Raw genomic sequence first — 21196 nt, forward strand, 5'->3', positions numbered from 1 at the left:
CTGTTCTGGTTTGATCAGGCGATGGCGACGGTGTCGGGCATGCCGAACCGGTTGTAGGTGTTGAGGATGGCGCAGCGGATCTGGACCTCGGCAACCTGACGGGCAGGACACGGGCCCACAGCCGCTCGCCTAGGCGTTTGAGGCGCGACATGGCTGTCTCGGCCAAGCTGCGACGGTGGTAGCCGCTCTATCGTTTCCAGAGACGTCGGCCGAGGGGCTTGATGGCCCGCTGGGTCTCGTCGCGCTCACCCGCTCCTACGGTCAGCGTCTTCCATGGTTTGCCGTTGCGCCGGGGTGGCACGAGCAGGGCTGCGTTGCGGGCCGCTGCGGCCGCGTAGGCCGTGCGGGTGTCGTAGGCCCCGTCGCCGCCGATGTCGGCGATCCGCTCATCGTCGGCACCTGCGTCAGCAAGCTTGGAAGGATCTCGCCGTCGCCGTGCCGGTGGTCGGTCATCTCGACGGCCCGGACCTCGTGATTGTCTGCATCGACCGCCAAGTGCACCTTGCGCCCGACCCGGCGTCGATCAGCGCCGTGCCGGCGCACCTTCCACTCCCCCTCGCCCAGCACCTTCAACCCCGCGCTGTCCACGATGAGATGCAGCGACTCACTCCGGGAACGGTAGGGAATGACCACCGTCAGCCCCTGCTGCCGGCGCGAGAGGGTGTTGTAGTGCGGCACCGGCCAGCCGGAGCCCGGCCAAACGGATGAGGCTTCCTACCAGGCCCTGGGCCGCCGGCAGCGGCAACTGGAACCACACCGTCAGCGTCAGCGCGCACTGGATCGCCGTGTCGCTGAGGACCCGAGGCCGGCCCCGCTTGCCTGTGCCCTCCGGCGCTTGCCAAGCCAGATCCGGCGAGAACCACACAGTCAGGTCACCGCGAGCTATCAAGCCCTGATCATACTCGCACCAGTTCTAGATCCGGTAGCGCTTCCTCCGCCGGTCAGGCCCCGCCGTATCCCTCCTCATGTCCGATCACCTACGACCTTTCTGCAACATCGCCCTTTCTAATTCTCATTTCGATTATTCATAATACTGGAATTTCGGCCTGGGGCCGCGTACCAAAGTCCGATCCGGACCTTTTTCACGCGGGAAAACATTGGAGCGGCGCTTGCGCCCATAAGTTCGGTCCCGCATCATCCGGTCTCACTTTGGGAGATGGGAGATGGCTGCAAAGGCTACCTGCCGCATGCTTGTACTTGGCGGTTCAAAAGGGGGTTGTGGCCGATCAACGATTGCACGGAACCTGCTAGTCGCCGCTAGTTTAGCCGACATCAAGGTGGTCGGTGCCGATCTCGATCGGCAGGGTACCTTCCTCAGGTGGAGCGAGCGACGCGAGGTTGCCCGGCAGAAGCTCCCTCAGATTGTTCCAACGGAAGTCTTCAGTGCAGAGGTGGGCGACTGGCGCTCAATCCTTGACCAAGTGAAGAGCTACCAACTCGCCATCGTGGACACCGCGCCCGGCGTCGAACACGATATGACTCCAATGCTCGAGTTGTGCGGCAGAGCCTCGCTGGTCTTGGTGCCGACTTCGCCCTCCGGTGACGACCTTGAGAGTGTCGCACCTTGGTTCAAAACCTTGACAGATGCAGGTGCCAACGCCGAGTTCGTGCTGAACCGTGCGAACCGCCGCACCCGCTCTTACGCCGCCGCCCGAACCACGCTGCTCCGGTATGGCGCAGTCGCGCCGGTGGAAATTCCGCAGTTGGAAGAAATCATGACGCCGTTCAAGGCGGGCCTCTCAGCCGTAGACTACGAAAACAGCAAAGCCGCCGACGCAATGAATGACCTTTGGCTCCACGTGCGCCGGGCAGTGAAACTGTGAGCCGCCTTCGAGCAGGCGCCGCTAAGGGCGCACTGAAAGACCTCGAAGCAGCCGGTGATGCGCGTGACCTCGTCGCCGGCGACCGCCGCTTCGGTCAGGCACAGGCGATTAAGCGACAGCAGGATGAGGGCCGGGAAATCATCCACGAGGTGTTCGCGGGCTTGCCCATCGCTCAAAACCCCGACCGCATCCGTGAAATCCTTGGCGCTCGGTCCGTGATCTTTGAGAACTGGGGCAAAGCTTCGACGGCCTTCTTAGCGATCGGCCGCACCCTCCTGAACCTGCGTGAAACTCTGAGTCCAGAGGAAGATCGTGCTCTGCGCCGAGGCGCGAGCCGACTGTTTCCGTTTTCAGACAGCATGGTCTCGAAGCTTGTCGAGATCGCCCGCGCGGTACGGGAGGGCCGCATCCCCGAGCCGCAGCTTCCTGCCGCCTACTCGACGGCATACGACCTCGCCAAGGCGCTGCGCGACGAGCGCGGTCTGCAGCTGGCAACCGAGCGGAATTTGATCCGTAACGACGTGCAGCGGGTCGAAGTCGAGGCGTTGAAGCGCGATCTGCGGGATGGCCGCAGGCTTGGCGGGCGGATCGTTGATGCCACCGCAGATGATGAGGCCGTGGAGGCCGGGGGCGTACCGAACGGCCGCGTCAGCCTCGATGCCCTCCGTGCACGGCAGGCAGACCTCCGTCGACAACGGGACGAGGCTGCCGCCCGACTAACCGAGCTCGACCGCGACCTTATTGAGGTCACCGAGCAGCTCCGGATCGCGGAAGGCGACGTTGATGAGTGATGGCACCTTGCCGCACAAGCCGTGCGGTCGGGCGGGTTGGGGTAAGCCGGCGTAGGGGCAAGCCCTCGCTTCATGAGGAAAGCACGCTGTGCTCTTCAAGGAGGATGCCGATCGGCGCCCCACATCCCCAGGCAGCGCAACAAGCCAACGAACTGGGCGGTGTGAAATGCCGGCCCCGCACGTCCGCGGTAGTTTGGCCTTGTGGTTCTCCGAGGCGGCAGTTGAGGGCTGGCGCGCTGAACCGCACATATCTGGGCGGTTAGCCGAAGTGGCCGGCTCTGGCGATCGCAACTACCCTGACGCCTCGGGCCGTGTTCCGCTTGGCGTGGCGCCAAACTGATAGCCTGATCGGCTTCATCTTGCAGTTGCTCGGCCTCGATTTCGCGGTGCTCGACCATTCGACCCTGAGCCGCCGGGTCGAGGCGTTGGAGGTGGCGCGGCCGCGCTGTGGAAGCGAGTCAGTGCACCTGCTGGTGGACGGCACCGGGCTGCGGCTGTTAGGGCCGAGTGGCTGACTAGAGGAGAAGCACGGCACCAAGCGGCGGCGAGCATGAAGGGTGCTCTACTTGGCCACCGACGCCGGCACCGGCGAGATCGTTACTTTAGTTCTGGCAAAACAGATGTTGCGCATGGTTTATACCCCTTCCCCTGGATAGGGGGGGCGGGGGGATCACTCCGGACGAGAGAGGCTACCGAGGGCGACCAGCTTCGGTCCGACCGGCGGGCGGGAGGGATAGAGGATTACCCCGTCATCTGCGACCTCGACACGTGCCTCCGAATAGGCGGCAACCGCTGGGGCAAGCCACCGCTTGAAGTCGCGGCGGAAGGTATGCATCTCGGCGTAACCGAGGCCGAATTGCTCCTTGAGCGCCGCCCAACGGACCGGTGTCGGCGCTTTCAAGGTGTGTAGCCGGTAGGCGAGCCAAATGTAGATGTCGAGGCTGACGCTGAGCCCGGACAGCTCCCGCAGCGCCGTTTCGCGCAAAGGAACGGGATGTTGGCGCAGTGCTTGGTAGAAGACCTCGTCTAGGACAACGCGGTCTTCCCAGAGATCACCTTGCGGGCCGCCAGCGTCTTCGACCGCCCGTTGGAAGCGCAGCCCGGAGCGGACAAAGCGCCCTGCCTCCCATCCGCTTGCCATCTGGTTTTCCCATGAAAATTTGAGGCTGCAGGCTGCGATCCTGGCCGCTTGCTCGCGCAGGGCGCGCCCGGTCTCACCGCCCCAGGTAAGACCCATCCTTCCAAGCCATTCCCGCATGCTGCGACCGAGTTCGACCTCGCAGGAGTTGGTCCGCACGGCTTGCGTCTGCAAGTAGAGCAGGATCATACGCGCTCGTGCGCCATAAGGGACGCCGTAAAGCTTCGCTTGGCCCATACCGCGCCGAAGGCGGCCAGGTTCTATCATCAATACGACACGGTGGCCACGCTTCTCCCAGACTTGCTCGTCCGACAACCGCTTGTGTGGCAAGCCTGTGAGGCAGAAGCCAGTATAGGTAATACCGATCTTGCCGGCTTCGTCCCCGAGCACCTCTGCAGCAATGTCGATCAGGCCGCGTTGTTCGGGCGCCATCATGGCTCGTGCTTGGTCACGCCCATGGGCAAGCACCAGCTTTCGAGCCCCGTGGTCCGCGTCCTGCACTATGCTCTCTTCCTCAACGCTGTTGGACCATGGCGAGACGCTGTCCACTGCGTCAACGGGGGGATCACTCCGGGGACTAGTAGGAGGGTAGTAGGATTCTAACTAGTTGAAGTACGGAGTAATCCCCCCGTGGATAACCCCGATTCCCGGAGCTTTCCCCCCATTTCGCGTGAGTGATTCCCCGTGGATAGATGTCACGTCTAAGGATAAGCCGCTCCGGAGTGATCCCCCCACCCGACTGCGACTCGAAAGCGGGCCGGAGTGATCCCCCCACCACCGCCGGCGTCAGCGACTACCGGAGTGATTCCCCCAATAGTCTCGCTAGCGCCCAGGAATGTGCCTAGCACCAGTGGCGTTCCCCAATGTCGAAGGCGTGCTCAAACCGACGGCGCCCGAGGTGGGAGTGCCTGATGCACTTAATCCCCTAACCGCCTGCGGGCGGCATGTGCGGTACCTCAGGGGCGCGAGATGCGCGGACATGGCGATGTCCCGGCAGGCTTGACTAGAACAGGGTGGTCTGCGGCCGCTGCGGGGTGCTGGCGGCCGGCTTGCGGCGCGGCAGGGCAGGGGGCAGGGGGGCCGGACGGTTGGGGGTCTCGTCAGGCCCGGCATAGCCGTCATCGGCGATCAACCGTAGCTGGACCCCGGTGCCAGCGGCCGCCGTCGCGGGCAGCTCCAGCGGCACCGGCCAGAAGCACTCGACCCGGTCCTCGCCGCGCAGCGCCAGGAACACCACCCGGACCACCCGGCCAGCGCCGTCCGTCTCGACCGCCAGGCGGAAGGCCAGCCCCTCGGCTGCCGCTTCGCCCAGTGCCAGGGAGAGCTGCTGGACCTCGACCTCCTGCCGCTTGAGGGTGCGCTCGGTCGGCTCCTCGGCGGCGCCGCGGTAGAAGCGCACCGGCACGCCGTTGCCATTCCCACCGATGACGAAGACGAAGTGGGCGCTGTCATCCAGCACCTCGAGCCAGGGGTAGTCGCCCGAGCTGGCAGCCCGCTGCAGCCGGTGCCGGCCGAAGGCAAAGGCGCGGCAGCCGACCGACCAGGGATCGTCGCCCAGCTCGTAGCTGGCCATGGCCAGCGCATCGCGCCGTGCATTGGCCAGCATGCGGGCGCAGATCCGGAGCCGCTCCTCGGTCAGCGCCGGGTGGAAATCCCAGGGCAGGCGTGAGGGCGAGGGCGGTTCGGCGTGCTCCATGGCGTCACCATACCATGGTGCTGATCAATAACAGCTATGCAGCGGCAGCGACTTGCTGCACCGATCTACCTTACAAGCTTGTCGACGCAATTACCGGGTAATGACATTGCAAAAGACAAACACACCCGTAAATCGCTAGGAGAGCTACCCGGGTTGCCTCGGCAATTTGGACGATGTCACAATCCGCGACCGTCACCTCGTAGAGTTTTGAGTATGAAGGTGCGGCAGCCATGTCAACTAGAAATAGACCATGACCGGTTCAGCCTTGTAGAGGCGGCCGTTTTACAAATGGATACCTATGTCAGACGCTAATCGCGTATTTTCGGGCCAACCCAGGCAGGCTACATCTTCCAGGCAAACGCGGCACATTGTCACCGCACCTCGAAAGAACAGCGGCGGGACCGTCCGCGGTCGGGTCGTGGAAGTCGTGCATGTCGCGCGGCGTTTGTCGGGCCCGATCAAGGATCAGCCGTCTTCGACACCATGGCATGCTCACGCCGAAGCTTGGCCCGACGGGTTTCATGCAAAGCCACCTGGACCAGCCTTGCCGCAGGAGGCGCAACCCACGGCGTCGGAGAACCGGCCTCCCATCGTCCACGTCATGCCGGCGTGGGAGCCATCGGTGCAGCAGCCAGCATCGGCGGATGCTGAGCCCGTCGAAGGGCAGAACAGCACGCAGGCCGTCGAGGGCCGCAACCGACGTGATGCAAAGCCACGTCCGCCGAAGTTGAGGATGCGGCGTTTTGCGGACCCCTTCGCCGACGGCGATGACGGCGCCAACTGCATCCGCTGTGGGTATCTCGTCGAACGGACCCGGGAAGCGCGTGGCCTGTGGACCTGCACGAAGTGTGGCTGATGTGTCGGCGGTGAGACTGCCGAGCTCGCTGATGATTACCACATGGCATCACCACCTTCTCTGAACTGAATCACCTGTGTTTCGCACAACAACCGCGGTTGTTGTGCCACCTGCGCCAAGCAGTCAACACTGTCCGCTGCGATCTTAAGCTCGCGTTTAGAGTGGCGTCGTCATGCTAGAGGGTTAAGCGGGTCCTGCCGTCTTCTTTGCGCCTTGGCTCGACGAAGCCAAAGCGGGCACCGAATGGGTCCTCCGCAACCACGGCGAAATCGCCGCCGGGGATCTAGTCGGGGCCGCCAAGCACGCGTCTTCCAACGCTAGACGTTATGTGGGAGATGGACCTCACCACCACCTCGACCGGCAAGTGGCAGGCGGCGGTCGTCGTCGCCGTCGACCACTACTCGACTGGGGGCATCGGCTTCCAGACACCTCAACACCTGCGACTGTAGTCGAATGGACGCGCGTAGCACAGCGCTACCTTGTTCGATCTGGCCTCGAGCCTCTTCAAGCCAGGTTTGGTGCGCTAAGCTTGACTTGAAGATGAGAAATAGGGAAACTCTTAGGGCATTTGGTACAAAGTCATGTTCACGACACAGGACGCTATAGACGCCTATGCAGCAGAGCTAGGCATGAAAAGTGCTAGCCTTTTTCGTTATGCTCGCGCACTTAAAGAAGCTGTGGATGCAAGTGGAGAGCGACGGGAACTCTGGCCTGTTAGTGGTCCTGGTGGTGGAAAAAACGCAGCTCATCCCACAGGAAGTCATTTAGCAAATCTAATGCTTTCCCTGGTTGCAATACAACCGGCCGATGCCGTGCGTGTGGTTGATGAATTACGGACTTGGCAGCAAGGCTTAAGCTTCGACGCCGCCGGAAAACCATATGAGGACCATCAGAGAGAAGATGCAAATTTAGGGCATTTTTTGCAGTTTTCTATTGAGACTTTAGCTTGTGTTGACACAGCTACGCGTAGGCAGTGGGCAGTTAGCATGGCTGAGGGCAGTCTTAGTGTGAACCTTGAGCGCGGTGTAGCGATGGCAATAAATTTCAGCGTCCACCAGTCTCATTCAAGAATGCACACTTTTCTCTCTTCGAAAAAAAGCGGACACATCAGTGTGGGGAAAACACAGGTGCAACGCATTGTTCAAATTCCATTAAGCCTTATCGCGGTTGCGGCAGATCTGTTGGCTGATATTGCTCACTCGAATAAAGACGTTAAAACGGCGGCAGGGAAACTAATGACGATATCGGTGTCGTAGAATGTTGTTGTCATGAATAAAATAGAAATCGAGGCGCATACACTTAATATATTGTTTGTTTGGAAACAGATCGTGGCGCACGGTGGAAAGGTAGCAAAGCTGTATACAACTGGTGCTGCTTGACTTGTGGCAGCATCACCATCCTCCGCACGACTCGCACCCGCGATGGCGAGCGCTTTGCCACGAAGCGGTGGCGCTGGAATGCGACCCTCAATCAGTGGATCAGCATCGCCTATGACGCCGGCGCGCGCTTCCTTTTCGAAGAGCGTGCCGTCGCCAACCTCGAGGACGTGGCCGCCGTCATCAACGTCGTGCGGCGCGATCCACGGGCCTTCATCGTACGCGGCGTTCCTACCGAAGCCGTGCGCGCCGAGATGGCCGAGCGGCCGGGCCTTACCTATCGGCGCCGTAAGATCGACAAAGCGGGCGTCCCAGCGACGCTGGCCGAAGCCCCGTTGCGGTGGGTCATGTTCGATATCGACGGGTGGTTGCTGCCGGCCTGGGCTGACCTCGCCGGCGACCCGGAGGCCGTTATCGATGTGGCGATCTATGATCTCCTTCCCGAGTGCTTCCATGATGCGATATGCTTCTGGCAACTCTCGGCATCGGCCGGCTTCAAGGTCGGCATCCTGAAAGCGCATTTGTTTTTCTGGCTCGCTGAGCCGATCGGCAACGCCGAGATTAGGGCCTACATGAAGGTTCACGCCCCGCTGGTGGACCGTGCGCCTTTTCAAGCAGCCCAGCCTCACTACATCGCGGATCCCATCATCGAAGGCGGCCATGACCCGCTGCCGCGGCGCATCGGCTGGCGCCAAGGCAGCGACGATGCCGTGGTGCTACCGGCAATCGATCTGGCTGCCCTGCAGGCGCAAGTTGCAGCCCAGCGGACGCGCACGCTGGAAGGCGCCGGGCTCTCCGGCATCGCGGCCAATACCGTCGAGGCCGCGCTCGCCTTGCTGGGTGACACGCAGGGTCACGAAGGCTGGCACCACCCGCTGCGCCGGGCGACTATGCTCTATGCACTGCAGACGCCGGTTCGCCAGCGAGATACCGACGCGTTGAAGCAGATATGCCGGGCCGGCATCCGCGCCGCTGTCGAGCGCGAAGCCGGGATGCACGCCGCCGCCGACATCGAGCGGTTCTGCTCCGACTTCTACCTGAATGCCCTCATTGAAGGCGCCTTCCGCCTCGCCGACAACATCAATCACGACGCTCCAGAGGGTGTGCGCCCTTTCCACGACGCCCCCGGACATGACGCCTCCCCAGCGCGGGCCCGGCTTCAAGAGCTGATAGACGACTTCTTGACCAAATCTGAGGTTTGGCACGCCACACCTCAGAGTGAACGTGGCGAGCCCCGTCACCTCGGCCTCGCCATCGATGTCGGCGGTGGCAAGAGTACCATTGGCCGAGAATGTGTCGCCGGCTTCAGCTACCGTCAGCGGGAGGAATGCCGCCCTAGCCGCGTGTTCTGGGGTGTGCCCACTATTGCCCTTGGCCGCGATGCAGAGAAGCACTTTGTCGAGCTAGCCGGTGTCAGAGTCGCAATCCACCGCGGCCGCGAGCAGGACGACCCGTTGGTCCTGGGCAAGAAGATGTGCCTGGATCTGCCCAGCGTCGCCTCGGCGCTGGCCGGCGGCGAGAGCGTGGACAAGGCGGTGTGCGGTAGTTCGGAAGGTCGCTGCCCCTTTTTCGGGGAATGCGGGTATCAGCGCCAGCGCCAAGCCGTTGACGCGGCAGATATTATCATTGGCGCGCATGAGCTGATCTTCCGCCCGACAAAGGGCATCACCAATAACCTCGGTCTGGTCGTGCTTGACGAAGCCTGGTGGCAGGATGGCATTCAGACCGAGCGCTTCATTACCCTCGACGGCCTTGCCGCCGATCCGCTGGCCGAACCGGTGTTCCGCATGGACCACAAGCCCCAGGTGGTCGACGACGAAGCGACCAACGATTTGCACACTATCCGCGCCAAAGTGGAGCGGGCACTCAAAAATCACCCCGAGGGCTATGTCACCCGTACCGCGCTGGTGGACGCCGGGCTGACTGCCGAAAATTGTGGTCTGGCCGGCAAGCTCGAATGGCAGCGGAAGCGCGAAGGTCTGCAGCGGCCGGGTATGAGCGCGCAGGACCGGAAGAAGGCGCTGGAAATGGCCGGAGTCAACGCCCAGCTGCCGCGCTTCGCCGCATTCTGGACGATCCTGCAGGACTTGCTCGGCAGCCAGGACGAGGCCACCGGCCGCGCCGAACTCCAGCGTCGCGAGGGCAAAGATGGCGCGCAATGGGTGGTTGCCCTGAACACTCGGCGCGAGGTGTCGGAAGCGATCAACGGCCTCCCGATCCTCCTGCTGGACGCCACGCTGCCGGCTGAGTTGGTGAAGCCGTACCTGCCCGACCTCGAGGTAGCCAAGCCGGTGCGGATTCGGGCGCCTCACATGGAGGTGCATCAGGTGGTCGGCGGCTTCGGCAAGACGAGCCTATTCTCCTACTCCAGGCAGCAAGCGCTCGTCGGTGCCGAAAGCGGTCAGGAAGAGCAGAGGGAAAGCGCTGCGGACCGAGGCAAGCGGAAGCGCGTGACCGAACTCCGCGACTTCGTGGCGGGCATCAGTCGCGGCCAGATTGGATGGGATGGCGGCGTCGGCACGCTCGTCGTGACCTATAAGGCGATCAAGGCGCAGTTTGCCAATCTGCGCGGGGTGGAGACGGCACACTTCAACGCCGTGGCCGGCCATGACCGCTGGCGGAAGGTCCGCAACCTGTTCGTGATCGGGTACCCGCAGCCCAAGGCCACCGATGTTCGGAAGATAGCTGCCGCCCTGACCGGCCGCGCCATCAACCTCGCCAGTCCTGCAAAACAGAGCCGGGGCCTTCGCATGAAAGACGGCATCCTCCGGGCTATCGAAGTCCGCGTCTATGAAGACCCAACCGCCGAGGCGGTCCGCGCCGCCATCGCCGATAACCAGGTAGTGCAAGCGATCGGTCGGGCCCGAGGGATCAACCGGACCAGCGCTGACCCGGTCCGGGTGTGGCTGCTGGCCGCCGTAGCGACTCCGCTGGAACTGGCCGAGTTGCATAGATGGGCCGACCTCGCGCCGAGTCAGGTTGAGCGCATGGCCTGCCGAGGAGTGATCTTCACCAGCCCCAGCGATGCGTCGAAAGCCTACCCCGATGTCTTCGAGACGCCTAAAGCAGCCGAGCATGCCCTCCACCGGGCTGGCCTGAATAGAGAGTCGATTTCCCCCCCATTCCCCTATGATTACCTATTCGAAGGGGAATGGGGGGGAAATACCCCGGTCAAGGTTTCTTACCGCCCGCAGGGCCGGGGGCAGCAAACCCGAGTGGCCTGGGCCCGCCTTGATCGCCTGAACGGCCTTCGGGAAGAACTCGAAGCGGTGCTCGGCCCTCTAGTTCTCTTCAATCTGGACGGGACGCCTGAGGTGTCAAACCCGCCGCCCCCACCTAACCAAGCATCAGCGGCCCAGGAACCGGTTAGTGCCTGGGAGGCAGTTTTGCACAGGTCTGCCCCGTCCTCTGATTCAGAGATTGATGGCGGTCGTTAATCCGGGCCGAGATGAGCACATGAGGAATCCGATCCTCGCTGCTAGTGAACGGACGAAGCCACGCACCTGAAACTAAGCCGCTCAACTGAGGCCCTACCACAAAGAGCGGCATCGAGAAGCGGGTAAGCAGTCCACCTTCTCATGCCGATCCGGCCGACAATGCGGCGATGGCCCCAGCCTGGAGCTCTTATGAGCGACGTTCCCGATACCCCATACGACCCGAGCTTGCGTGTGTTCGTAGACAAGCGCATCCGCAATGACGGCGCCAGACTGGGCCGCGTAATGAAGATGGACGCTACCAGACGGCGATTGCGAGCCCGCCAGATGAGCGAGCGAGGGGACCATCATGGCGCCGAGCGTGAGAGCCACGATGCCGCCTTCCTAGAATGCCAAGCCGATCGCCTCTGCGATCCACTCCAGGTGGTGGGCAGCCCGCTCAGTCCCGGTATAGGCGGCGAGATGGCCTCGGCCGATCCCGAGAAGCCTACGCCCTACCAGGATGAGGTGCGGCAACCGCCTGACCTCCTGGCCGCCGAAGCCACCGAGCACCGGCTGGCCCTCACGGGCAAGGTGTCGGGCGCAGCGTTGACCCTGGGCCTGGAGATGACCGATAGCATCGGCGCGCGCAATGCGCTGGAGCGCAACCTCGCTCACCAGATCGCGGCGATGCACGAGCTCGGAGTGACCTTGGCTGCCCGGGCGAACAGCTTCGCAGCTGGCATCCAATCCTTTGCCCCCGAGCCCAGACAGCAGGTCCAGAGCATCGAGGCAGCCCGGATGGCTCGGGCTGCGGCAAGGGCCCTGGAGGCTTCACAGCGCGGCATGCTGACCCTGGAGAGGCTGCGGAACGGGGGCCGGCAAGTCGTGACGGTCCAGTACGTGAATGTGCAGGAAGGCGGGGCAGCCGTGATCTCGGGGCGCATGGACAGGGGGGAGGGCCAAAAATGAGCGACCCTCTCGCGTCCCCGGCGAAGCCCCGACCCGGCGCACGAACAGCCGAAGGGCTGGAGCGGTGCCGCCGGGCGACCTGGAAGCACGGCGGCCGGAGCGCCGAGGTCATCGCCGGCCAGCGGCTCCGGGGCGAAGCGAGCCGTGTCGCTGCAAGCTTGCGCAGACTGATCCAACAGGCCGAGGCACTGTTGGACACTCCAGCCGGTTGCTGACGCCGGGCTTGCTGACCGTGGAGGGCCTGGGCCCCAGGGAACATCCGTGCCGCTGACCTCGTGCGAGAGGATGATCGACACTTAATCAGCGGCCATGCCAGTACGAACTCCCACGCCCGGCGGGCCGTTGGGACCACTAACGGCCTGCTGCGTCTGTCCGTTGGCATCGAGGCGGAGGCGGCCTTGCCGGAGGATCTCTTCCTCAGAGCCCTGGCGTCGACGCGCGGCTGATGCCCACCCATCGCCGTGAACCTGCCAGCCGTCGCGGCACACCGCACTGTCGCATGGCCCCACGACGGACACCGCCGCGGGCGCAGGGCGGCCAGGCGCGGCGGGGCAGACAGCCTGGACCGGCAGATTGATCGGCCGTCCCTCCTGCAGCATCGTGGACCCCAATCAGGCTGCAGCGAATGCGGCCGACGTCCCCGCCGGAGGAGCCCGCCCATGAACCGCCGCCGCCTGCTTGCCGCACTCGCCGGGGTGCCGGTCCTTCCTGGGATCCACGCGCATGCCCAGCCAGTTGTGCCGGGCCCCAGCTGGAGCCCCGAGCGTCCGGTCCGCCTCATCGTCGGCTTCGCCCCGGGCGGCAGCACCGACACAACCGCGCGCGTGATCGCCCAGGGGATCACCGCCGGGCTCGGCCAATCCGTGGTGGTCGAGAACCGCACCGGCGCGGCCGGCAACATCGCAACCGAGCACGTCGCTCGCAGCGCTCCCGATGGACACACCCTGGTTGTCGCCTCGATGGGGTCCCAAGCTACGAACGCGGCGTTGTACCGCGACCTGCCCTTCGACGTGGTCCGCGACTTCGTCCCGGTCTCGCTCGTGGCCCTGAGCGCGTGCCTGCTCGTGGTCCACCCATCCCTGCCGGTGCGTAGCGTCACGGAGCTTATCTCCCGCGCCAGAGCCGAGCCGGGAAAGTTGAACTGCGGCATCGCTGGGGCCGGAAGCTCGCAGCACTTCGCCGCGGCGCTGTTCGAGCACCGGGCCGGCATCCGCTTCACCCAGGTCTCCTACCGCGGCGGCGCGCCGGCGATGGCTGATCTTATCTCAGGACGGCTCGATCTGATGTTCACCCCCTTCGTCGAGACCATCCAACAAGTGCGATCGGGTCAGGTCCGGGTGCTCGGCACCACCCGGGCGGAGCGCTCCCCGCAGCTACCGGACGTACTGGCTGTGGCTGAGGAGCTGCCCGGCTACGAGTTCAACAGCTGGCTCGGCCTGTTCGCGCCGGCCGGTACCCCGACCCCAGCCGTGGCGCGTCTCTCGCGCGAGGTCGCGGCGGCGCTGCGGGCGCCGCAGACGCGTGGCCGCATGGAGGAGCTTGGCTATCAGCCGGTCGGCAGCACGCCGGAGGAGTTCGCCGCTTTCTTCGCCGCCGAGCTGCCTCGGGTCGCCGAGTTGGTCCGCATCTCCGGCGCCACCGTGGACTGATATCTGGCTGTGGAAGACGGATTCAAACCGGCTACACCCAACTGGGGATGCGCCCGGCAACCCCCTCCGCACCAGCATCTACTGGCCATCCGACTGGACGCTCTGGTGCCCGCACTGGCGTGCCAACCAGCCCGTCTGACTGGGAGGGGCCAACGGAGAGCCGCGCGGCCGCGATCCATCCCGCAGGCGGGCTGTAACACAGGCACGAAAGCCGGAAGCCGGCGGCTTGCCTACCCCAGCGGCAGGCCAACCCGTCAGCGACCGGACTTAGAGTAGCCTTGGTCGAAAGGGTGTTTTGACGCCCTCGCCGGGGTAATCGGCCGTGGTGGGCTTGGCGGTCAAATTCAAATTTGAACCTGGAGCGCCTACTATCCTGCTCACGGACGACCGCGGCTAGCGGCCGCACACCACGATGCTGGCCAAGGGGGAGGGGCGAGAAGGTGCCGCGGATACCACGCGAGGAACGTGCAATGATCCTGCGCCGGGTCGACCAGGAGGGGCACAAAGTGGCTGAGGTCGCGGCAGCCTATGGCTGCACGCCAGCCAACATTTACGCCATCCTGGGCAGGCTGCGCCGCCAGGGAGCCGGCAATGCCGACGTGGCCCCGACATCTGGCCCAACGACGACCGGGCCTGAGCCCACGCCTGCGCCGATACCAGCCGCCGCGGAAGACCTCTTCGCCAGCCAGCCCGAGGCAGCCTCGGTGCCCACGGCACCGCCACCGCCGGTCGACCCAGCGCCTGATCCGCTGCCGGCTGCGGCCGAGGCCCCACCGCGGCCCACACCACCCGCGGCTGAGCCACCCCAACCGCCGCCCAGACCTTCCGCTCCGTCTCGCGCGGGGCAGGGCGCGGTCGTACCGAAAACGGCAAGGCCGGCAGCGCCACCGCGAGCGGGGCGAGCCGGCTATGCCCTGCTGATGCGGACCAGCGATGGCGATGACGCGGTGCACCCCTTCCGCAGCCTTGACGAGTTGCTGTCTGCGGCGAAGCCCATCCTGCGCACCGCCGCGCGCAGCCCGGAGCCGATCTGGTTCTCGATCCAGCCGGTGGACCTCGACACCCTGGAGGAGGATGGCTGACCGCCGCAGACTTTCCTGTAAGCGCGAGATGTGCGAAATCTGCCCTGGTGTTGGCTGGCGCTGAACCGCGCCGATGCGTCGGAGCGTCGAGCGCCATCTGATAGCCGACCAGGGTCACGAAGCCTCCTGTCTCGTTCCAGAGCTAGTTTCCGGCGAGCGCCAGCCTTGGCTCCTGGGTGGGCCGGAAACGCAAAAAGCCCCATGACCTCGCTCTGAGGCCATGGGGCTCTTGCTGTTCTCCGTTGGGGAGGGGGGCTGTGGCTACCCGGCCGTACCGCCGGGCTTGGTCCGGCGCCGGTGCTCGAGCATGGCGCCCTTGGAAGGCGCGGAATTCGGGCATCCGCATGAAGCGGACGAGGTAGCCACCGCGGGTCAGTTCGGTCGCGAACTGCGTCACCGTTTCCCAAAGGCCACCTACAATCAGCGTTGGTACGCCGAGAGCGGCTTCGGCGAGTATAAGCGCCATCTAGGGCCGGTGTTGATTATTTGCAACGATCCGTCCCAGCTCGGCGAATTCGTCATTCGAGCCCTCACCGACGACTTCATGTCCCTCGCAGACGCCGCCTGAGCTCTTCAACAGTGCAGGTATTGGTGTGCTTTCAATCATCTCCAATCAGCTTGGCAGGTGATACGCCGAGCGCGTGTGCAAGGCGAACCAGGACCAGGAGCGTCGGGTTGCGCAATCCCCTCTCGATGCCGCTGACATAGGTGCGGTCCAGCTGGACCCGATCGGCAAAGTCTTCCTGGCTGAGGCCGAGTGCTACCCGCAGCCGGTTGACCCGCCTTCCAAGATCCACGCGGGGGTCGCCATCGGCGCCGCTCGGCTCCGGGCTTGGCCGGCGTGGCTTTCGCGCGGCACGGACCCGCATCGCGGAAGCCCCCTGCGTGTCCTTGCCCGCTGGGATGCCTCTTCGTCCCGAACCTGATGCCGCTGTCCTTGAGCGCCCGCTGCCTGTCATGCCGACAGCAGGCCGTGTGGCTGATCATCAGGCTACGTATTATGGTACGGTTGTTTATCGTCCTGTGTAATATAGTCTACAAGACGGAGGTGAGCTCAGCCCCGCCTTTCTCCCACCTCCCCAGACAGGCCCATCCGCCATGCTGCAACGGCTCCGCAATAGCGTCCGCGATGCCGCCTACGACGCCACCAGATACGCCAGCACCGTAATCCACGAAACCACCGTCCGGCTCGCCGTCACCGGGCTGTCGCGGGCCGGCAAGACCGTGTTCATGACCTCCCTCATCGCCAACCTCCTCGCCCTGGGCCGGGGGCTGAACACCTTGCCCCGTCTCCAGGCCCATCTGACGCGCACCGGTGCGTCCCAGCTGCGAGCCATCCGCCTCCTGCCGCCGGGCAGCGGCGAGGTCCCCGTCTTCGAGCACGCCCGCAATTTGGCCATCCTCGCGGCCGCCGCGCCCGACTGGCCGCCGCATACCGAGGACCTCGGCGAGGTTGCCTTGGAGTTCGTGCTCGAGCGCCAGGGTATGCTCGGGCAACGCCTCGGGCCGCGGCGCCTGCGCCTCGAGATCCTCGACTACCCCGGCGAATGGCTGATGGACCTGCCGTTGCTCGAGCAGTCCTTCGACACCTGGTCCCGCGAAACCCTCGCCCGCCTGCGCGAGGCTCCCCGAAGCCTGGCTTGTGCCCCCTTCCTCGAGCAGCTGGCCTCGGTGGAGGCCGGAGCCGCTCCCGATCATGGGCAAATCCGCCGGCTGCATGACCTCTATCGCAGCGGCCTCAACGCCTGCCGAACTCGCTTCAACCTGCGCCTGCTCCAGCCCGGCCGCTTCCTGTGCCCAGGGTCCAGGGCGGATGCACCGTTGATGTGGTTCTTCCCGCTCGAGGGCGCATCCCCGCATCCGGCCGGTGGCACGGCCGACGCCCTGCTGCGCGAGCGCTTCGAGGCCTACAAGGCCGATATGCGGGCGCGCTTCTTCGAAACGCACTTCGCCCAGTTCGACCGGCAGATCATGCTGGTGGACGTGCTTGGCGCACTGCATGCCGGCCGGAACGCCTTTGGCGACACCGAGCAGGCGCTGGCCCTTATCGCGGCCAGCTTGTCCTACGGCCGGAACCGCTTCGGTCGCGCGGCGCAGGAGATCGGCGGTGTTGCGATACGTTCTGCCCGTGTCATGCTGGGCAATACCGTCCCCGTCGCCAAAGCTGCGGCCGAGATGGAACACCTGCTGACCCGGCGACAGATCGAGCGCGTGGCCTTCGTCGCCACCAAGGCCGATCATGTCCCAGCCCTGCGACGCGAGAACCTGCGCAACCTCCTGCGCGACATGGTCAGCGGCACGCGCGAGCCGATCGGGGCCCGGCCGGTGAGCTTCCATACGGCGGCTGCCGTTCTGGCGACTGCCGATGCCGTCGTCCTGCGTGACGGGCTGTCGCGCGAGGTGGTCCGCGGCACTCCGCTCGGTGGCGATGCCGCAAAGCTGTTCGACCCCGGGGACGTCCCCTCCGGCCACCCGCACGAGAGCTTCTGGGACCGACCGCATTTCGTGCTGCCGGTCTTCGAACCGCCCCGGATCCAGCCCCTCGACGGTTCTAACGGCGTCCCGCACCTTGGCGTCGACGACGTGCTCACGGCCCTGCTCGAGGATGTCCTATGAGCGATCGTCCCGTGTCACCCGCCCTGTTCGACTTGCCCGTCGAGGGTGAACCTGTAGCGGTCAGCAGCCCGGTCCCTGACCTCATGGCCGAGATGCCACCCGTCCCAGAGCAGGACAGGGCGGTACCGATGGGTCCTGCCCTGCTCGACGCCACGGACGATATGCCGACAGGACGCATCGACCATGGCTGGGAGCCGCGCCTGCTGCGTCCCCCGGCGACGGTGCCGAACCCTCTGACCTGGGTCGCCGGGGGCCTCGGCCTGCTGATCCTGGGCTGGCTCGTCCTGTCGGCGGCGGGCTTCGTGCAGGATCAATTCGCCCGCTCGGAGGCAATGGGCTGGGTGACGCTGGTGGTGTTCAGTGCTGCCCTGCTGGCCATCCTGTGGGGGCTGTGGTCCGAGGCGAGGGCCCTCCGGCGGCTGCAGCAGGTTGAAGTGCTGCGTAGCTTGCTGTGCCGCGATGACGCCCCCATCGCCCCCGCTCGTACCCTGGCGCTGGAGTGGCTGAACGGCCTGGGCGCCCGCATCCCCATAGCGCCGGGTGCGCATGCAGCGGTCAACGCTGCGGCCGACATCCCCCAACTCCGAGCGACCCTGCATCGCCACCTCGCCGAGCCGCTGCGCCAAGCCACACGGCAGGCGGGTAACCGGGCGGCGCTGGAGAGTGGGGTGGTGGTGGCGATCAGCCCATCCCTGGCCTTGGACGGGGTGCTGGCAGGGTTGCGAGGCGTGTCGCTGCTGCGGGAGGTGGCAGCCATTCACGGCATGCGACCGGGGGCCGCAGTGACGTTGGGCCTGCTGCGCCGTGTGGCCTGGACGGCGGCGGGCACGTCGGGGATGGACCTGCTCGCCCAGACCTTGGCCGATGGCGCCCTGTCCCACCTGCCGGGGCTCAAGCAGCTTGCAGCCGCCGCCTTGCCCGGCGCTGGGCTCACGGCCTTCCGCCTGCGGCGCCTGGCCGAGGTCGCCGCCATGGCGTGCTCCCCGGTCTACCGACCGTAACAATCCCTGACATGCAGGGCCATCGGTTCGTATCCAAAGGATGGCCTCGCGGCCCGAGCTCTCACAACTCAGGCCATCTCCCTTATACCAAATCCCGTTGATCTCAACCTGTCCGCGGCGGAGGGCCGCCCTGATGCAGCACGCCCCGGCCTCGACGGAGCCGCATTACTGTATGGGTTCTGATCAGCGGGATTTGGTATTAGACACCCAGTGGGACAGGTACTCACCGCTCCGGCACCATCATTGCCGACTTTATCTTTTCGTATGCCGCTTCCGGATGCTGTCTCGACAGGTAACGGGATTAGATCAGGTTCATCGCTGACGGCTGAATGCCGGAAGCGTAAGGGAGGTGCATCCCTCCTGCCTGATGCTGGATGCGGAGTGTGAGGTTCGCACTTGGAAGTGCGAACCCTAGGTACGCCCTCCGAGGTGCAAACCCCCAGGCGTGCAAACCCCCGGGATGCGAACCAGAAAACACTAGTCAAACAGCGGCTTTCCGGCGGTTACTCCATTCGCAGCCAGGGGGGTTTGCACCCAGGAGTTTGCACTCCGGGACTCATACGCGTGCGCACGCGCGAGCGAGTCTGCGAACCACAGGCCCTGGCGGCGACGGCTGCTCACCCAGCGAAATAACGAAATTAGTTACAGAACGCGGCCTTGATCTCACGATCATTCCGCCTCGCCTTCCGGGGCTTGGCCGGCCAGAGCCATCCAGGCGAACCAGCCGAGCCGAAAGCGCAGAAAGCCCTGTGACCTCGCCCTGAGGTCGCAAAACTCATGGACCCTCCGCAGGGGAGGGTGGCTGTGGCTACTCCGCACACGGCCTCCAACGTCTGGCAGATGTTGCCGGCTTGCGAGCATCTCTTCGGGCCCGAGCTGCGCCACCTGGACCGCTCCGTGGAGAGGCAGCTCCAAGACCTGGGAGTATCCCCTCCGTAGCGTCGGCCGCGAGGCTCCCCTCCAACCAGACAACGCGGCTTCCGTCTGGTTGCCCACGACGATGCAGCAGCAAGACCGCCGACGGCCCTCAGGGGGGAAGTGCTACTGGTCAGGTACCGGCTTCCGCCCGTGTGTCATCCTAGGCGAACGCCATGGGGCTAATTCCTGGCAAGGCTGGCTGCCTGTGCCAGGTGCTGGTCCCCGTGCTGGGACTGAAGGGAGACTGCATGAGGGGTTCGGGCCGGCCCTCGCGCGGTGGTTAACGACGGCATGTGCGCCTTCGGGGCCTGCGCCTGCCGTCCAGGGGAGTTCAGGCATTGGGTGCTCCGGAGCATGGCGCCTGCATCCCCGAAGGGTCCGCACCCAGACGCGTACCGAACGTGCGTATCTTGGGGGTCCGCACCCCCAAGATACGCACCTTTGAGGGAGTGCGGACCCCCCTTAGGAATGCGGACCCCGGTGCGTACCGGCCTAAGGTGCGCACCGGCCTAATCTGCCAAGTCCCTGGAAACCGCCACTTCCACGCGGTCAACGCCGCTCGGGTTCCCAGTGCGCAGGAGGGGTACGCAGCAGGGGGTCCGCAGGTTTTGACCCACGCGCACGCACGCGCGTGCGAGGGCAGGGGCTGCCTCGGATGCCTTGGCCGAAGGACGGCTGATGACCTCGAGAACCAGCCAGGGCTGCGGGAGCCGTCACACGGCCCGTGCCGGATCACTCTCCCACCGGCCCGGCTCGGATGATGGGCCGGCCCGCGCCAGTGAACCTTGAGACAGGCCGGAAACGTAAAAAGCCCCATGACCTCGCTTTGAGGTCATGGGGCTCGTTGGGCCTCCGTAGGGTAGGTGGGTGTGGTGGCTACCCGGCCGTGCCGCCGGGCTTGGCCCGGCGCCGGTGCTCGAGCACGGCGCCCTGGAAGGCGCGGAACTCGGGCATCCGCATGAAGCGGACGAGGTAGCCACCGCGGGTCAGCTCGGTGTGGCAGGGGGCGCAGATCAACCAGCCATGCTCGGGCCGGTTGAGCCCGCGATGGAAGAAGTGGTCGAACTCGGCGCCGGCCAGCGGCTGGCCAGCCTCGTCGAGGACAGGGGTCTGGCTGCAGCAGGGGCACTGGCCGTCATGGGGCTCAGCCGCCACCGCCGCGCAGATCACCGCCTGGCTGCGGTTGGAGAAGTTCCGCCGCTTGCCGAGCAGGAGGTCCTGGGACGACAGCAGCAGGAACATCAGGTCCGCCGCATGCCGGTCGACCGTGTCGAGCCGGCGGTGCAGGGTGCGGAACTGCTGCAGGATGTGCTGCAGCAGCGGGTCCTCACCGGCGTCCGGGCCGTCGAGGTGCTCCATGGCGGAGCGCACCACGGTGTTGCACCAGAGGTGGAACTGCGGCGAGAGGTACCGGGCATAGGACAGCGCGAGTTGCCAATGCGCCCAGGTGCCGCCCAGCCGCCCCCGCAGGGTGGCGACCAGGCCATCGCCGTCGCAGACTAAGATACCGTCCTGGCCGGCATTTTCCGCCGCGGCGCCCTCGACCTCCGTCGTGGAGGCGCCGGAGCCGGCTAAAATGCCGTCCTGGCCGGTATTTTCCGCCGTGGCGCGTTCGGCCTCGGTCGCGTGGGCGCCCGCATAGGCGCGGAACCGTCCCGTCTCGTCGAGCGCCAGCCAGTCGCTGGGGCGCTGGTTGTCCGGGGCGCAGGCCGCCTTCCACATATCCGTCAGGTTCAGCATGGTGCCGCGCTGGCGGATGAGATGGCCGGCATAGATGAGCGACCCCGCGCCGCTGACCGGGGTGTAGTTGATGGTCATGGGTGTCTCCAACATCGGGTTCGGCCTTGCTCAAGGGCCGCGACGGT

General features: G+C 65.3%; 16 protein-coding genes and 1 pseudogene. 12 read left to right on the forward strand and 5 right to left on the reverse strand.

Annotation, left to right across the window (positions count from 1 at the left end; all coding sequences use genetic code 11):
* Positions 1-14: 14 nt before the first annotated feature.
* A pseudogene (locus tag AC5JJ6_RS29330) lies at positions 15-889 on the reverse strand (IS5 family transposase).
* 274 nt (positions 890-1163) lie between these two features.
* On the opposite strand from AC5JJ6_RS29330, the gene AC5JJ6_RS29335 reads away from it, so the two are divergent.
* From AC5JJ6_RS29335 to AC5JJ6_RS29345, 3 genes are all read left to right on the forward strand, one after another.
* Positions 1164-1823, forward strand: coding sequence for a nucleotide-binding protein (locus tag AC5JJ6_RS29335; RefSeq protein WP_496045447.1), 660 nt, complete (start codon positions 1164-1166; stop codon positions 1821-1823).
* Positions 1820-2614 carry a hypothetical protein gene (locus AC5JJ6_RS29340; protein ID WP_496045448.1) on the forward strand — a complete coding sequence of 265 codons (795 nt, stop codon included), beginning with the start codon at positions 1820-1822 and terminating at the stop codon, positions 2612-2614. Before AC5JJ6_RS29335 ends, AC5JJ6_RS29340 begins: the two co-directional genes overlap by 4 nt.
* 278 nt (positions 2615-2892) lie before the next feature.
* Positions 2893-3129: a transposase gene (locus AC5JJ6_RS29345; protein ID WP_496045462.1), complete on the forward strand. Its 237-nt coding sequence runs from the start codon at positions 2893-2895 to the stop codon at positions 3127-3129.
* 155 nt (positions 3130-3284) lie between these two features.
* Here AC5JJ6_RS29345 and AC5JJ6_RS29350 read toward each other — a convergent pair whose 3' ends face one another.
* Both AC5JJ6_RS29350 and AC5JJ6_RS29355 read right to left on the reverse strand, forming a co-directional pair.
* Positions 3285-4253, reverse strand: a complete 969-nt coding sequence (locus tag AC5JJ6_RS29350) for a replication protein RepA (protein ID WP_496045449.1) — start codon at positions 4251-4253, stop codon at positions 3285-3287.
* Positions 4254-4755: 502 nt separating this feature from the next.
* Positions 4756-5448: a hypothetical protein gene (locus tag AC5JJ6_RS29355; protein WP_496045450.1), complete on the reverse strand. Its 693-nt coding sequence runs from the start codon at positions 5446-5448 to the stop codon at positions 4756-4758.
* Between the two features lie 1437 nt (positions 5449-6885).
* Here AC5JJ6_RS29355 and AC5JJ6_RS29360 point away from each other — a divergent pair.
* The 7 genes from AC5JJ6_RS29360 to AC5JJ6_RS29390 all read left to right on the forward strand — a co-directional run bounded on the left by AC5JJ6_RS29360 (position 6886) and on the right by AC5JJ6_RS29390 (position 15364).
* Positions 6886-7560 (forward strand): hypothetical protein, encoded by a 675-nt coding sequence (locus AC5JJ6_RS29360; protein WP_496045451.1) that lies wholly within the window; start codon positions 6886-6888, stop codon positions 7558-7560.
* Positions 7561-7679: 119 nt separating this feature from the next.
* Positions 7680-11117: a hypothetical protein gene (locus AC5JJ6_RS29365; protein ID WP_496045452.1), complete on the forward strand. Its 3438-nt coding sequence runs from the start codon at positions 7680-7682 to the stop codon at positions 11115-11117.
* Between the two features lie 189 nt (positions 11118-11306).
* A complete protein-coding gene (locus AC5JJ6_RS29370; protein WP_496045453.1) occupies positions 11307-12065 on the forward strand; it encodes a hypothetical protein in 759 nt (252 codons plus the stop codon).
* Positions 12062-12280 carry a hypothetical protein gene (locus tag AC5JJ6_RS29375; RefSeq protein WP_496045454.1) on the forward strand — a complete coding sequence of 73 codons (219 nt, stop codon included), beginning with the start codon at positions 12062-12064 and terminating at the stop codon, positions 12278-12280. The genes AC5JJ6_RS29370 and AC5JJ6_RS29375 overlap by 4 nt, the downstream gene beginning before the upstream one ends.
* Before the next feature lie 444 nt (positions 12281-12724).
* Positions 12725-13714 carry a Bug family tripartite tricarboxylate transporter substrate binding protein gene (locus AC5JJ6_RS29380; RefSeq protein WP_496045455.1) on the forward strand — a complete coding sequence of 330 codons (990 nt, stop codon included), beginning with the start codon at positions 12725-12727 and terminating at the stop codon, positions 13712-13714.
* Positions 13715-14634: 920 nt separating this feature from the next.
* Positions 14635-14796, forward strand: coding sequence for a hypothetical protein (locus tag AC5JJ6_RS29385; RefSeq protein ID WP_496045456.1), 162 nt, complete (start codon positions 14635-14637; stop codon positions 14794-14796).
* Between the two features lie 307 nt (positions 14797-15103).
* Entirely contained in the window at positions 15104-15364 is a 261-nt protein-coding gene (locus AC5JJ6_RS29390; RefSeq protein WP_496045457.1) for a hypothetical protein, read from the forward strand.
* Positions 15365-15395: 31 nt separating this feature from the next.
* On the opposite strand, the gene AC5JJ6_RS29395 is transcribed toward AC5JJ6_RS29390, so the two are convergent.
* A complete protein-coding gene (locus AC5JJ6_RS29395; protein ID WP_496045458.1) occupies positions 15396-15593 on the reverse strand; it encodes a helix-turn-helix domain-containing protein in 198 nt (65 codons plus the stop codon).
* A gap of 301 nt (positions 15594-15894) precedes the next feature.
* Between AC5JJ6_RS29395 and AC5JJ6_RS29400 the strand changes: the two genes are divergently transcribed.
* Positions 15895-17412, forward strand: coding sequence for a YcjX family protein (locus tag AC5JJ6_RS29400; RefSeq protein ID WP_496045459.1), 1518 nt, complete (start codon positions 15895-15897; stop codon positions 17410-17412).
* Positions 17409-18413 carry a DUF697 domain-containing protein gene (locus AC5JJ6_RS29405; RefSeq protein ID WP_496045460.1) on the forward strand — a complete coding sequence of 335 codons (1005 nt, stop codon included), beginning with the start codon at positions 17409-17411 and terminating at the stop codon, positions 18411-18413. Before AC5JJ6_RS29400 ends, AC5JJ6_RS29405 begins: the two co-directional genes overlap by 4 nt.
* Positions 18414-20207: 1794 nt before the next feature.
* On the opposite strand, the gene AC5JJ6_RS29410 is transcribed toward AC5JJ6_RS29405, so the two are convergent.
* The gene (locus AC5JJ6_RS29410; protein WP_496045461.1) at positions 20208-21149 is read right to left on the reverse strand and encodes a KilA-N domain-containing protein; all 942 of its coding nucleotides are present in this window, start codon (positions 21147-21149) and stop codon (positions 20208-20210) included.
* Positions 21150-21196 lie beyond the last annotated feature (47 nt).

The organism is Skermanella sp., from assembly GCF_059503625.1.

Coding starts and splice junctions, on each gene's coding strand:
- AC5JJ6_RS29335 (WP_496045447.1), top strand. CDS start 1,164: ATGGCTGCAAAGGCTACCTGCCGCATGCTTGTACTTGGCGGTTCAAAA.
- AC5JJ6_RS29355 (WP_496045450.1), bottom strand. CDS start 5,448: ATGGAGCACGCCGAACCGCCCTCGCCCTCACGCCTGCCCTGGGATTTC.
- AC5JJ6_RS29360 (WP_496045451.1), top strand. CDS start 6,886: ATGTTCACGACACAGGACGCTATAGACGCCTATGCAGCAGAGCTAGGC.
- AC5JJ6_RS29370 (WP_496045453.1), top strand. CDS start 11,307: ATGAGCGACGTTCCCGATACCCCATACGACCCGAGCTTGCGTGTGTTC.
- AC5JJ6_RS29375 (WP_496045454.1), top strand. CDS start 12,062: ATGAGCGACCCTCTCGCGTCCCCGGCGAAGCCCCGACCCGGCGCACGA.
- AC5JJ6_RS29380 (WP_496045455.1), top strand. CDS start 12,725: ATGAACCGCCGCCGCCTGCTTGCCGCACTCGCCGGGGTGCCGGTCCTT.
- AC5JJ6_RS29385 (WP_496045456.1), top strand. CDS start 14,635: ATGCGGACCAGCGATGGCGATGACGCGGTGCACCCCTTCCGCAGCCTT.
- AC5JJ6_RS29390 (WP_496045457.1), top strand. CDS start 15,104: ATGGCGCCCTTGGAAGGCGCGGAATTCGGGCATCCGCATGAAGCGGAC.
- AC5JJ6_RS29400 (WP_496045459.1), top strand. CDS start 15,895: ATGCTGCAACGGCTCCGCAATAGCGTCCGCGATGCCGCCTACGACGCC.
- AC5JJ6_RS29405 (WP_496045460.1), top strand. CDS start 17,409: ATGAGCGATCGTCCCGTGTCACCCGCCCTGTTCGACTTGCCCGTCGAG.
- AC5JJ6_RS29410 (WP_496045461.1), bottom strand. CDS start 21,149: ATGACCATCAACTACACCCCGGTCAGCGGCGCGGGGTCGCTCATCTAT.